The following is a 12100-nucleotide window of genomic DNA, read 5'->3' as shown; positions in this document are numbered from 1 at the left end:
CTATAAGAATTAAATAGTGTAGTCTTTTAGTATATTTATTGAGGGCTGCATTCTCACTTATTTTTAAAATAAATTTTAAGGAGACAACCATGGCAAACGACAAAATCGCAAAACAAAAAGGCTCACGCAAGAAGGCTGCGACGGATGAAAATTCCGCTGCGAATAAGGGGGAAAATTTTGCCGCAGACGCGGTCAAAAGCTCCGCCGCATCCGTTTTCGACAAAAGTGCAAGCACTGCTAAAAATTCTGCCGCTAATTCTATGACTTCCGCCTCACATGCTCGCGACAAAATTTCTAAAAATCGCGCCGCAGGTGGGAATTCCTGCGACGAGTGCGACTGCGAAGCCAAAAATTCCGCGTCTGGCTACGATGATAGCGCAAGCTCTGCCTCAAGCACGAACTTTGCGGCGCACTCAAGCACTCAAAGCGCAGGCAACGCTAAAAAATCCGCAATAAACTCTACAATAAATTCCATGGCTGATTCTTTGACAAATTCCATCTCAAATCCTGCAAAGAGCCCAAGCAGCAAAGGCCACTTCTCTTGTTCGCACGAACATAGCGATAGCTTCGCAATTCACTCGCATCTACACGACGAAGATCTTGCGCCCCATCCACACGATCAAGAAAAAAACCTCGCAGCCTATTTACACGAATACGGCGCAAATTCTGCGGCGTCTTCGCATGAGCAGCGCGACGAGGATTCCGCCGCCTGCTCATACGAGCACGACGAACATTGCCATGATCACAAACCCCACTCTCATCGCGCGATTATTGGATTTGACGAGCACGGCATCCCAAAAGTTTTAGTGCCCGCAGAGGCTAGTCCGCACACACATAAAGACGCGCAGGGCAATCTTTTCGAGCATTTTCACGAGGCGGAATTTACGGCGGATTATATGAAGGCGGTGCTTGAATACAAAAAGACCTTCCCCACAAAACAAGAAGTACTTGAGAAAACCCCCGATCCCGCCGTTCGCGAAATGATGCTTAGGATGGAGCAGATCGGCGTAGATACGGCGTTTGATCGTTTCGACAAACAGATGCCTATGTGTAGCTATGGACTTACCGGAGTATGCTGTAAGATCTGTAATATGGGGCCTTGCAAAATTACTAAAAAGGCCGATCGCGGCACTTGCGGTGCGGACGCCGATCTCATCGTATCGCGCAACCTACTGCGCCAAGTAGCTGCAGGCGTAGCTCAACACGGCGCGCACGCCAGAGAGCTTCTGCTGTCGCTAAAATGGGCGGCACAGGGCAAGCTAGATCTGCCCATAATAGGCGAATACAAAATCATCAATACCGCCAAAGCTTTTGGAATTCCAACTGAAGATAGAGAGTTAAAAGAGGTAGCGATCGAGCTTGCCGATACGCTTTTGACAGATCTTTCGCAAAGTAGCGGCGAGTATAAAACCATCACTGCGCTCGCACCCAAGGAGCGTCAAGAGGTATGGCGCAAGCTAGATATCTTGCCGATTAGTGCGTATAACGAAGTCTTTGAGGCGTATCACCGAACGGGTGTAGGCACGGACGGAGACTGGCGCAGCGTGATGCAGCATCTTTTGCGCTGCGGGCTTGCTTTTACCTTCACCGGCGTAGTAGCTGCGAATATCGCTACGGATGCGCTATTTGGTGTAGGAGATCGCGTAACTTCCAAAAGCAATATGGGCGCGCTTAAAAAAGGCTGGGTCAATATCGCCGTGCACGGACATCTGCCGACACTAGTAAGCTTAATAGTGGAGATCGGAAATTCTAAGGAGTACCAAGACAAGGCTCGCGCAATAGGCGCGCAGGGTATCGCATTTTACGGCGTGTGCTGTTCTGGGCTATCGGCGATGTATCGAAACTGGGGCGTCGTGCCGCTCTCAAACGCCGTAACTGCCGAACTCGTCATAGGCACGGGAGCGCTTGATCTGTGGGTCGCCGATGTCCAAGATGTCTATCCTGCGATCATGGACGTGGCTAACTGCTTCCAGACCAAGGTCGTTACTACAAGCTCATCAGCTAGGCTTCCCGGAGCCGAGCATATCGGCTACGATCATCACCATAGTAATATCACCGAGACTAGGAATTTGGCGCGTAAAATTCTAGACCGCGCATTGCAATCTCACGAAAAGCGCAAGGGGCTGCCGGTATATATCCCGCCGTATGAAGTCGAGGCCGAAGTGGGCTTTTCGGTAGAATTCGTCCATAAACACTACGGCGGCATGGAGCCGTTAGCGCACGCACTAAAAAGCGGTGAAATTTTAGGCATCGTAAATATGGTCGGCTGCACCAATCCTAAAGTGCCTTATGAGCGCGCTATCATAGATGTCGCACAAACCCTAATCGAAAATAATGTCCTAATCCTAACCAACGGCTGCGCGTCGTTTCCGCTAATGAAGCTGGGCTTTTGCCAAAAAAGCGCGTATAAAAAAGCAGGCGCGTCGCTGCGGGCGTTTTTAGAAAAAGACGAGCTTCCGCCGGTATGGCACGTGGGCGAGTGTATCGATAATACCCGCTCCAGCGGAATTTTCGCAGGTATCGCAGGGGTGCTAGGCAAAAATCTCTACGAGCTGCCGCTTGCCTTCACCTCTCCCGAGTGGGCGAACGAAAAGGGCGTCGATGCCTCGCTCGGATTCCGCCTAATGGGCATCGACTCATATCACTGCGTCGAGTATCAAATCCACGGCTCTGCAAACGTCATACACTTTTTCAAAGAGGGCACCAGGCGGGCGCTTGGCTCTGTGATGCACGTAGATACCGATCCGGTCGCGCTTGCGTTAAAAATGGTAAGCGACATGCGCTTAAAACGCAAAGCTCTAGGCTGGCAGTAGCGACGGATGGATTCATTTCGCATCGCATTTTAAGCGATGCGAAATTTCATGATAAAATTTAACCTCTCGCGGGCAAATAAAATCCCGCGTCCAAACGGCAATTAAAATTCTACAACTAAGTGGCTAGCAAAACCGGGGTCAAATAAAGAGAAAATTTTCGCACCGTATCCGTTTATGGAATTCTAAATCAAATCTTAAAATCCTATGTAAAATTTCGCCGCGCGTTGCGTTTGCCACTAAATCGGCGGAATCCGTCATCGAGCTTAAGCGCATCTTTCGCAAACGGATGAAATTTTAAAATTCCATCTCAGCGTAAATTTCGTAGGCTCTCATCTGAAATCCACAAGCGAAATTTCGCTTAAAAGCCTTATTACACGGAGCTGCACGCCATTAAATTTGCTCGCGTATATGAAAGCTAAAATCATAAAAATTTAATATGATATGTGCTAAAATGCCACATCTGTTTAAGGATTTAGATGTATAAATCAAAGCCACTGCGTCATCATCGGCAGAAGACGTCGCACGAGGCGGAGGCTCTGCCGTCAAGTCCTGCGTTTCGCAGCTTTAGGCAGTGTAGTAAAAGCGCGTCTATGCTGCGCCGCAAACATTTTCGGCTGAGACCGTACGGGCGCGAGGGCGTCACTACAAATCTTGCAGGCGGCTAAAATTTTCATCCGAATCTTTTCTGAAATATTGATCTTGGGGCCATCACGAAGGAATTTTACCGCAAGCCTTTCGCCTACGAGCGGAGGGCAGAATTTAAAGCGTAATTTTAAGCAGGTTTCAACGAGGTGAAATTTCAAAGATTAAATTTAATGCAAAAGATAAAATTTAAAGCAAGGGAAGGTATGAAAAATTTTAAATTTATGCTCGTGCTGCTGATACTAGCGACGATTGCGACGATTGCGATATCGCTTTGTATAGGGCGTTTCGGCCTAAGCATCGCCGAGGTGCTAAAAGCGCTTAGCGGCGGCGAGGTAGCGCAAAATGTCCACAACGTCATCATGCAGGTGCGCTTGCCGCGCATCATCGCCGCGGTGCTCGTGGGCGCAGCGCTGGGCATCAGCGGCACGGCGTATCAGGGCGTCTTTAAAAACCAACTCGTCTCGCCCGATCTCTTAGGCGTCAGCGCCGGAGCCTGCGTGGGCGCAGCGATCGCGATCCTGCTTGATCTAAACATCCTTTTGATCCAACTTTTCGCCTTCGTTTTCGGGCTTGCGGCGGTTTGCATTACGCTTCTGATCACGCGCGCGCTTCGTTCGAGCGCCACCATAATGCTCGTGCTTGCCGGCATCATCGTAAGCGGTCTGATGGGCGCGCTAATCGGATTTTTAAAATTTATGGCCGATCCCGAGACGAAGCTTGCAGACATCGTGTATTGGCAGCTAGGAAGCCTCGCGAAGGTCGACCCCTCCGTGCTAGCGATGATAGCGCCGGTGATGGGGGTTTGTATCGCTATCTTGGTGCTGATGAGCTACCGCATAAACGTCCTATCTATGGGCGATGCGACCGCGGCGAAGCTCGGCGTAAACGTCATCATGGAGCGGGGCATCATCATCGTCTGCGCGACGCTGCTAACCGCAAGTAGCGTGTGTATCAGCGGCATAGTCGCGTGGGTGGGGCTTTTGATGCCGCATCTAACGCGCATGATCGTGGGCGTGAGCAACACCAAGGCGATCCCTGCGAGCATATTTTTAAGCGCGATCTTCGTGCTCATCGTAGACGACGTAGCGCGCAGCATAAATCAAAGCGAGATCCCGTTAGGGGTGCTTACGGGCTTTATCGGCACGCTATTTTTTATATTCATCCTGCTTAAAAACAAAAGGAAGCTAAATGGTTAGAGTTGAGAGCTTAGACTTCGGCTACGTAAAATCCGCCCCTCTGACGCTGCACGACGTGAATTTCAACCTCGAAGCGGGCGCGATGCTGACGATTTTGGGGCAAAACGGCGCGGGCAAATCGACGCTTTTAAATTTAATCAGCGGCACGCTTGAGCCTCTGCGCGGTAAAATTTCAATTGACGGCAAGGATATGGCGAGCCTCAGCGCCAAAGGGCGCGCCGAGATCATCGGCTACGTCTCGCAAAGCGAGGTCTGCGAGTACGACTACAGCGTCTTCGAATACGTCCTGATGGGGCGCACGGCGCATATCGGGATCTTTTCGCAGCCGAACGAAAACGACTACAAGCTCGCGCAGCGCTACATGAAAATGCTTGAAATTTGGCACCTAAAAGACAAGATCATCACGCGCCTAAGCGGCGGCCAGAGGCAGATGGCGTCCATCGCGCGCGCCCTTTGCAGCGAGCCTAAGATCGTGATCTTCGACGAGCCCACCTCGGCGCTAGATTTTGCCAACCAATACAAATTCCTTCGCGCCACAAAAGAGCTTCTCAAAAATGGCTACACAGTCGTTTTAGCCACGCACAATCCGGACTTCGCACTGCTTTTGGGCGGATACGTCGCGCTCGTAAAAGGCGGCGGCGAGGTCGCATACGGCAAGGCCGAGCAGATCATAAAGAGCGAAATTTTAAGCAAGCTATACGATCTGAAGCTCGACGTCAGCTATAACGAAAAGGTCGGTCGCGTCTGCTGCTTAACGTATCCGTTTTGATCCTAACTTCGCGGACGAGCAAAGCTCGTCCTTGCGACGGGGAGCTTCGCTCCCTCGACCCACCTAAAGTTACAGAAATTTTGCTACGCAAAATTTTAAAATTTATAGGTTTTACTCCTTGCGACAGTCAAGCCGCCGCTGCGACGGGGAGCTTCACTATTTCTCGCGAAGGCTAGAAAGCGCCCCGCGCTTCTTTCGCATTGCTTCGCTCGCCTAAAGTTACAGAAATTTTACTGCGTAAAATTTTAAAATTTATCGGTTTTACTTCGCGGAGGAGTACAGCTCGTCCTCGAAATTGAAACTTCGAAATTTTACAATTTTATCGCTTCGGCTGCGCGAGTGAGAGGACTTAATAAGCGTTAGCGGCAATAAAATTTTAACGTCCGCGGCGGGGATTTTGCGACGGCGAAATTTTAAAATTTCAAAGCGGGCGGTGGGGCCGGAATTTTAAAATTTGTTCCGAATTTTAAGCATAAAAATCAAAATTTATCGTTACAATTACGTAGAATTTTTAAGGAGTAAAAATGAAAAAAATAGTGCTTTTAAGCGCAGCTGCGGCGCTTGCCGTAAATTTAAGCGCGCAGGAAAACAGCCTTGAGATCTACGCGAACTCCGCCTTCTTGCATCAAAACTTCGGCGCGCAAAAATCAAACTTCAGCGTGAACGTACCGGAGTACTTGGATATCCGCAGCATCGAGATCGCGGGCTCTTGCGAAGTGCGCGAATTGTCTTTGGGAGAGATTGAGCCCGTGAAAAACGTAGAATTCGCCAAAAAAGAAGCAGACGAAAAGAGCCTGCGCGAGCTAAGCGACCGCCTGGTCGCGCTTAAGGCGCAGCAGCGCTTTTTAAGCGATTTTGCGAGCCTGAAAGATAGAAGTTTGGCAAGCCTAAAGACGGATTCGCAAAAAATTTACGACGAAGTCCTGCTTGTAGCGGGCGAAATTTCCAAGACGGACGAGCAAATCGGAAAGCTCAAAGAGAAAATTTCAAAATACCGGATCAAGAACGAACGCCGCTTAAACGCGAACTTTGACTGCGATCCGAGCTTCGTTAAGATCAGCTACCCCGTTGACGTAAGTGCCTACACACACAACGAGCTCTCTGCCGATCTTGCTAGCGGCAAAATCGAGGTCGCGCAAAAACTCTCGGTGCAAAATCCGCTAAACGCCGAGCTAGCGAATTTGACGATCGCGCTGTATCCTTACGAATACTCCTCGCAGACCGCGCCGCAGCCGTTTTACCCGTGGTACGAGGGCGAGCCTAGAAAGCCTGAGCCCGCGGCGGAGTATAAAAAGGATGTTATGCTAGAGGTGGCGGATATGCAGAGGGCGCCTGCGGCAGAGGCAAGATCGTCGTACGCAAGGACGGGCTCGAATATCGAAAGCTCGCTCTCAAAGGTGTGGAAAATTAGCGGCGTAAGCCTCAAGGCGGGCGAGGCGGGCGAGTTTAGCTTCGATAAACAGAGCCTGAATGCGAAATTTGATCTGCTCATCGATGGCTACGGCAGCGAGGCGGCCTACGTGCGGGCTAAATTTATCCCCGAAAGAAGCATAGAGGAGAGCGAAACGCTAATAAAGCTCGATGGCGTGCAGATCGGGCTCGTGCATCTAGGCTTTGCCGCAAACGCGGAGGCTACGGCGTATCTGGGTAAAAATAGTCTGATCGAAGTCAAAAAAGAGCAGGCGAACAACTTCACCAAAAACTCATTTTTCGGCGGCGAAAGTAAAAATTCCATGGCTTGGGATTACGAGATCAAAAATAGCTCCAAGCGCGCGTGGAACGTGGTTTTGCAAGAGCGAGCGCCCGTTTCGACGCATGAGGACGTAAAGGTCGCGCTGAAAAACTCGCCCGAGCAGAGCAGCCTCGGCAAGGACGGACTGCTTAGCTGGGACTTTGAGCTAAAGCCGGGCGAGAGCAAAAAGATCCACTTCGGCTATGAGCTAAGCAAGCCGAAGAAGTAACGAGCTTTGGCGCTCGCGGTTAAATTTTGCGCAGCGAAGTAGCTTTTTGCTGTGTGGCTAAATTTGATGTAGCACCGCTTTACGAGACGGACCCTCTTTCGCCGCGCCGCTGAATTTTACGTGGCAGACCGACTTTTTACGGCGCGATTAAATTTTGCCGGCATAAAACTAAGGCGCGGCTTTAGAGCTTATCTGAAATTTTTGGCGCCACGTCGCTGAATTTTACGCGCCGTGCCTGGGGAAATTTAAGCGCCGCGAGAACCAAAAATTTAAATGTTGCGGCGATTTAAAATTTGGTAGCGTTAGATATAAAATTTAGCGATGCAAAGGGATTTTGGCGCGGTAGAAAAACTCTGAGTGTCGCTTAAAATTTATCTCGAATTTAAAAAGCTCAGGGTGATGAATGCGGAGCGAAGGTATAAATTTAACGAGGCAATGAGGTATGCGTTTGCTTCGCTGGCGGCATTTAAAGGATCATTATGAAATTTCGCAAACTTAAATTTAAAATCCTAGCCGCGGCGCTACTTTTCTGCGCCCTGTTTATCCGCATCGTGCCCGATTACTCCACCTCGCGAGGCTTCGCCGTCGTCTCTCTTTCCGACTACGACAAATACAAGCAGGGATACTGCCTAAAAGAGAATAGAATTCTAAGCAACGAAGAATTGCTTCAAAATGCCGCTATAAATTATTTTAAAAGATATCACGACTATGAGATTCTGCGAAATACTATTATTGATGAGCACGATATAAAAAATTTCGGCCATAGTTTTTATACGGCGAGCGTCTCCAAGCTCTATCTAATCGGCGATTTTAATGAAGAAAACTGGTTTGATTTTTTGGTTGAAAATACCGACAGAAAGAGTTTTGATTATGAGATAAAAGATAAGACGCAAATAGATATCTCCGATCTATCTAAATACTTTGTGTATAAGGATGAAATTTTAGGCTTTAAAAAGCCTATCATCTTATCCGAAGAGAAAAATCCATTTCATAACGGAAAAATGTTTTTAGAAAAATCATTTTTAATAAAAGAGAATAAATTTTTTGTGAATTATGCCAGACCTGATTATATAAGTTGGTATATTGAGCTTAACAATAAAGAAGATTTAACAAAAATCAAAAGCAAAGAAAATTTAATACGAATAAAAAACGGATATGAGAACTTAGAAAGCCTTAACGAAGTCTTGGCTTATACCCATATGAAAAATCTGCGACGTAAATTCTCATACGATAATTGCGGAAATATAGATTTTGATATCAAAGCCCCGGCGGAACAGGAGCTGGATATGTGGATTCACGGCGGATAAAGTTAGTTGAAATTTTATCTTAACGAATTTAACCGAAAAAGGATAAGAGATGAGCAAAAAAGAAACTGATCTAAGATTAGAATTAGAGGGTAATTACGGAGCCGATATATTGAGTTATTATTTGTGGGGGAAGAAAACTCCTCCTGGTCCGAAAGAATTAGCCTCTAACGAATGGATGGATAGAAAAGGACTGATATGAAATTTTCTAAATCCGTTAAATTTAAAGCGCTAGCTGGCACGCTGCTTCTGGTGGCGATACTCTGCGCCATATTTATTCGAATAATTCCCGATTATTCCACTTCACGAGGCTTTGTGATAGTTTCCCTTTCCGACTACGACAAATACAAGCAAGGATACTGCCTCAAAGAAAATAGAATTTTGCCGAAGGAAGAGCTGTATAAAAGAGTAGCAGGAGCATATTTGGACTATGATGTAAAGCTATATTGGATGATTGATAATTATAGGTTGAAAACCTTCGGTAGTCTTTGGTCCAGTAAATATGAGGTTGCATACTATGAACTAGAAAATATAAACTTATCAAATTGTTTTGATGTATTAGAAAAATATTACCAAGAGGGAAAAACGACTGAGGAGATACTGATGAAAGAGCTAAAGGCTAAAAAAACCGATCCAAAGAAATATCTAAAAATAAATTTGAAAGATACGAGCGTTGGATTTGACAGACCGATAGTTATGGTTAACGGCGACGATAAAGAAGTCACAGGTACTTTGTTTCTTGATAAATTTGCTATATTTAACGGTAATTATATGCAATTTAACCATTCCGAGTATATTTATGACTTGATAACGAATTTTGACATTACTAGAGAATACTATAAAGAGAGAAAAAATGCCGTAGTCGGTATTGGAAAAGGTTTTAAATTTGATAACTGCGGCAATATAAATTATCCGCTGGAAGAATATTATTTGGGTGGTAGAGATATAGAGATGCGCTAAATTCTCTAATATGAATTTTATTAAAAAATTTATGGGACTTAAGACCGATGGATGCGGAGCAAAGGTATAAATTTCACAGGACGGCGAAGTATTTGCTCGCTTTGCCGATAGTTTTCTTGCTTGATTGGCAGGCGGCGGGCCTGATCGGTTCGGTTTTGTAGGTAGGCGGCGGCTTTGATTTTGGCGGTTGTGCCTTTTGGGGGGTGCGCTAAGGATTGCCGTTTTTATCGCAATATTTGCGATTTTGGTTTGCGCACTGTTTTGGTATCTGTTCAAAAGGTATAAAAATTTTAAGCCAAGCAAGCTGTTTGTAAAAAATCCAAATCTTAGTTTGCTGCTTTTTACGGTAGAAAATTTATCACTCGGCGCTTTTTACGGCGGGTTTTTGGCATGCCTCGCGGCAGGGTATTTTTGGGGCGAGCGTGCCGCCGGCTGGAGCGTGGCGTTTGCATTTGCATTCGCGCCCGTTTGTCTGATCGTTTTCGTGATCTCGTATATGTTTAACGAAAAGAAAAGCTAAACTTATGCGTCTTTCGCGCCCGCTAAATTTTATCTCTCGCAAGGCGCGGGCTTGAACACGGATTTAGCTCGCGCGAGCCGAGCGAGATTTGAAATTTCATCATCCCGCTTGCCTTAAAATTTTAAAATTCCGTCGTCGCAAAAGCTCCGCCACGGGCGCTAAATTTTATCTTGCCGCAAGCCGAAACCCGTCAACTGCTGCGTTTTGAAATTTATATAAAACGCGCTTATTGCCGCTGCGGCGTTTGCAAAATTTCAAAAAACCGCGCGGAACCCACGCTCGCAAACGACGATTGCACCGCAGGCTTATTTATGCGGGTAGCGAAGCCTTTGGGCTAAATACGAGACCCGTATCTTAGCCGCAAAGTAAATCTAAGCTTCGGCAGAGAAAATGCGAGCGGCGCGAATGCAGAAGCAAAAACCAAGTGGGCGAGCGCGTTTGCCCCAAATCTAGCCCTTTAATTTCATCATTTTTTCTAAAATTTCATAGACTAGATCAAACTTCGTAAAGCCGTCCCTGTCTAAAAAATGCCCGCCCTTCTCCACCTCGTAAAACTTAGCATCGATCTGCCCCGCTAGCTCACGGCTGAAGCTAAACGGCACGATATAATCGTCCTTCGCAGCGATTACCGCGCGCTGTTTTGCGGCGGCTTTTATGCGCTCAAAATCAAAGCCTTTATCCATAAACTCGTCTAAAATTTTAAATTGCGGATCGCTAAGCGGCTTTGCAAGTCCCGAAACTAGCACGACGCCCTCTACTGCGCCGCTTGCGGCACTACTTTGCAAAAAATTTAAGATCGTAGGGCAGCCGAGGCTGTGTCCGACCAGATAGACTTCGCCTTCAAATTTTACGCTTTCTCGCAGAGTTTTCAGCCACTCATCAAGCTTTGGGTGCGCAGGCGTGGGCATCGTTAAAATTTCCGCCCTCGCGCCCGATTTTTCGATCTCGCCTTTGAGCCAGGCAAACCAATGGCTTTTAGGCGAAGCGTCGTAGCCATGCACGATATAAACGCACTTTTGCATATTTTTCTCCTTCGAATTTAAGCTCGCCCCAAACGAGGCGGTACCGACGCAAAGTAGCGAAGCTGCGCATGCTAGGCTAAATTTCATCGCATTTCGTCTTTTGCTATTCATCTATAGCTCCTCTCATTTCTAAAGCGGACATTTTACATCGTTTTTTAAAAAAGACCCCTTAAAACGTTCGCGTAGATCTATAAAAATTCGCGGCAAAGCCGCTTGCGCGCTAAATTTTAAAATTTCAATCCGCGCCCTAGCCCTTGCAAATCGTGATTTTATCGGCAAATTTACCCAAAAAATGATATCCCGAGCCCGCCTGCGCGATGATATCGAGCACCGCGTCCGCATCCCGCACGAGCGTGCCGCCCGCAAAGTCCACGCCGCGCTCAAACAGCGCCCGCGGCAGTAGCGGCGTGGTAGGCCCTACGAGCACGAGCTTGGCGCCGCTTTTTTTCAGGCGCAAAAGCCCATCGAGCGTGTCGTTGATGAGCGTCGTAGCCGTGATTATCACGTTATCGGCGCGCGGCACGACGCTTGCGGCCTCGCTTGCGGGCAAATAAAACGGCAGCTCCGCCTGCTTGAGCGTGCTTTTATCAAGCTCTAAAATTTTAAAATCCGCGCCATTTTTCATCAGCGTCTTGATGTAGGGCACCAGCGCGCCCACGACGACGCTAAAGCTGCCGCGCTCAATCCGTAGCTCATCAAAGGGATCGGCGCCGAATTTCACGTCGTAATCCGCGCGGATTTTATCAAAACACGCCCTGCCAAGCGCATTTAGCGCAGCGAGCGCCAGCGTCTTTTTAAGCGGCGCGGCGGAGCCCAGATCGCGCAGCAGATAGCGCACGCTTTTGCCTGCGATATTGCCCGAATCGCCGATACGGAAGCTGGCGCCGTTGGCCAACGAAGCAAAAGCCAG

Annotated in this window: 11 protein-coding genes; 9 read left to right on the top strand and 2 right to left on the bottom strand. The window is 47.7% G+C overall.

The features are described from left to right. Positions 1-89: 89 nt before the first annotated feature. The 9 genes from Q0372_RS01770 (at position 90) to Q0372_RS01730 (ending at position 10168) form a co-directional block, all read left to right on the top strand. On the top strand, positions 90-2813 hold the full coding sequence (locus tag Q0372_RS01770; RefSeq protein ID WP_298101791.1) for a carbon monoxide dehydrogenase: 2724 nt from the start codon (positions 90-92) through the stop codon (positions 2811-2813). A gap of 476 nt (positions 2814-3289) precedes the next feature. Continuing rightward, entirely contained in the window at positions 3290-3478 is a 189-nt protein-coding gene (locus Q0372_RS01765; RefSeq protein WP_298101787.1) for a hypothetical protein, read from the top strand. A gap of 183 nt (positions 3479-3661) precedes the next feature. Next, entirely contained in the window at positions 3662-4654 is a 993-nt protein-coding gene (locus Q0372_RS01760; RefSeq protein ID WP_298101784.1) for an iron ABC transporter permease, read from the top strand. Next, on the top strand, positions 4647-5423 hold the full coding sequence (locus Q0372_RS01755) for an ABC transporter ATP-binding protein (RefSeq protein WP_298101781.1): 777 nt from the start codon (positions 4647-4649) through the stop codon (positions 5421-5423). Before Q0372_RS01760 ends, Q0372_RS01755 begins: the two co-directional genes overlap by 8 nt. Positions 5424-5947: 524 nt before the next feature. After that, the gene (locus Q0372_RS01750; protein WP_298101778.1) at positions 5948-7384 is read left to right on the top strand and encodes a DUF4139 domain-containing protein; all 1437 of its coding nucleotides are present in this window, start codon (positions 5948-5950) and stop codon (positions 7382-7384) included. Positions 7385-7863: 479 nt separating this feature from the next. Then, positions 7864-8691 carry a hypothetical protein gene (locus tag Q0372_RS01745; protein WP_298101775.1) on the top strand — a complete coding sequence of 276 codons (828 nt, stop codon included), beginning with the start codon at positions 7864-7866 and terminating at the stop codon, positions 8689-8691. A 49-nt stretch (positions 8692-8740) separates the two neighbouring features. Then, on the top strand, positions 8741-8890 hold the full coding sequence (locus tag Q0372_RS01740) for a hypothetical protein (RefSeq protein ID WP_295098417.1): 150 nt from the start codon (positions 8741-8743) through the stop codon (positions 8888-8890). Next, the gene (locus tag Q0372_RS01735) at positions 8887-9648 is read left to right on the top strand and encodes a hypothetical protein (protein WP_298101773.1); all 762 of its coding nucleotides are present in this window, start codon (positions 8887-8889) and stop codon (positions 9646-9648) included. Before Q0372_RS01740 ends, Q0372_RS01735 begins: the two co-directional genes overlap by 4 nt. A 196-nt stretch (positions 9649-9844) precedes the next feature. After that, positions 9845-10168, top strand: coding sequence for a hypothetical protein (locus Q0372_RS01730; protein WP_298101771.1), 324 nt, complete (start codon positions 9845-9847; stop codon positions 10166-10168). Positions 10169-10617: 449 nt separating this feature from the next. Here the strand turns inward: Q0372_RS01730 and Q0372_RS01725 are convergent, their stop codons facing one another. Together Q0372_RS01725 and Q0372_RS01720 are read right to left on the bottom strand one after the other, a co-directional pair. After that, positions 10618-11301 carry an alpha/beta hydrolase gene (locus Q0372_RS01725; protein ID WP_298101770.1) on the bottom strand — a complete coding sequence of 228 codons (684 nt, stop codon included), beginning with the start codon at positions 11299-11301 and terminating at the stop codon, positions 10618-10620. A 136-nt stretch (positions 11302-11437) separates the two neighbouring features. After that, a partial coding sequence (locus tag Q0372_RS01720; protein WP_298101768.1) for a DUF364 domain-containing protein occupies positions 11438-12100 on the bottom strand: 663 nt, incomplete at its 5' end.

This window comes from uncultured Campylobacter sp., from assembly GCF_937997405.1.
Classification (GTDB): domain Bacteria; phylum Campylobacterota; class Campylobacteria; order Campylobacterales; family Campylobacteraceae; genus Campylobacter_B.
The sequence above is the reverse complement of the archived record's forward strand: the minus strand, read 5'-3'. Positions and strand labels throughout refer to the sequence as shown.

What these genes read in the sequence shown, in the direction of transcription:
- Q0372_RS01770 (WP_298101791.1), top strand. Translation starts at nt 90, where the DNA reads ATGGCAAACGACAAAATCGCAAAACAAAAAGGCTCACGCAAGAAGGCT.
- Q0372_RS01725 (WP_298101770.1), bottom strand. Translation starts at nt 11,301, where the DNA reads ATGAATAGCAAAAGACGAAATGCGATGAAATTTAGCCTAGCATGCGCA.
- Q0372_RS01735 (WP_298101773.1), top strand. Translation starts at nt 8,887, where the DNA reads ATGAAATTTTCTAAATCCGTTAAATTTAAAGCGCTAGCTGGCACGCTG.
- Q0372_RS01745 (WP_298101775.1), top strand. Translation starts at nt 7,864, where the DNA reads ATGAAATTTCGCAAACTTAAATTTAAAATCCTAGCCGCGGCGCTACTT.
- Q0372_RS01750 (WP_298101778.1), top strand. Translation starts at nt 5,948, where the DNA reads ATGAAAAAAATAGTGCTTTTAAGCGCAGCTGCGGCGCTTGCCGTAAAT.
- Q0372_RS01740 (WP_295098417.1), top strand. Translation starts at nt 8,741, where the DNA reads ATGAGCAAAAAAGAAACTGATCTAAGATTAGAATTAGAGGGTAATTAC.
- Q0372_RS01760 (WP_298101784.1), top strand. Translation starts at nt 3,662, where the DNA reads ATGAAAAATTTTAAATTTATGCTCGTGCTGCTGATACTAGCGACGATT.
- Q0372_RS01765 (WP_298101787.1), top strand. Translation starts at nt 3,290, where the DNA reads ATGTATAAATCAAAGCCACTGCGTCATCATCGGCAGAAGACGTCGCAC.
- Q0372_RS01755 (WP_298101781.1), top strand. Translation starts at nt 4,647, where the DNA reads ATGGTTAGAGTTGAGAGCTTAGACTTCGGCTACGTAAAATCCGCCCCT.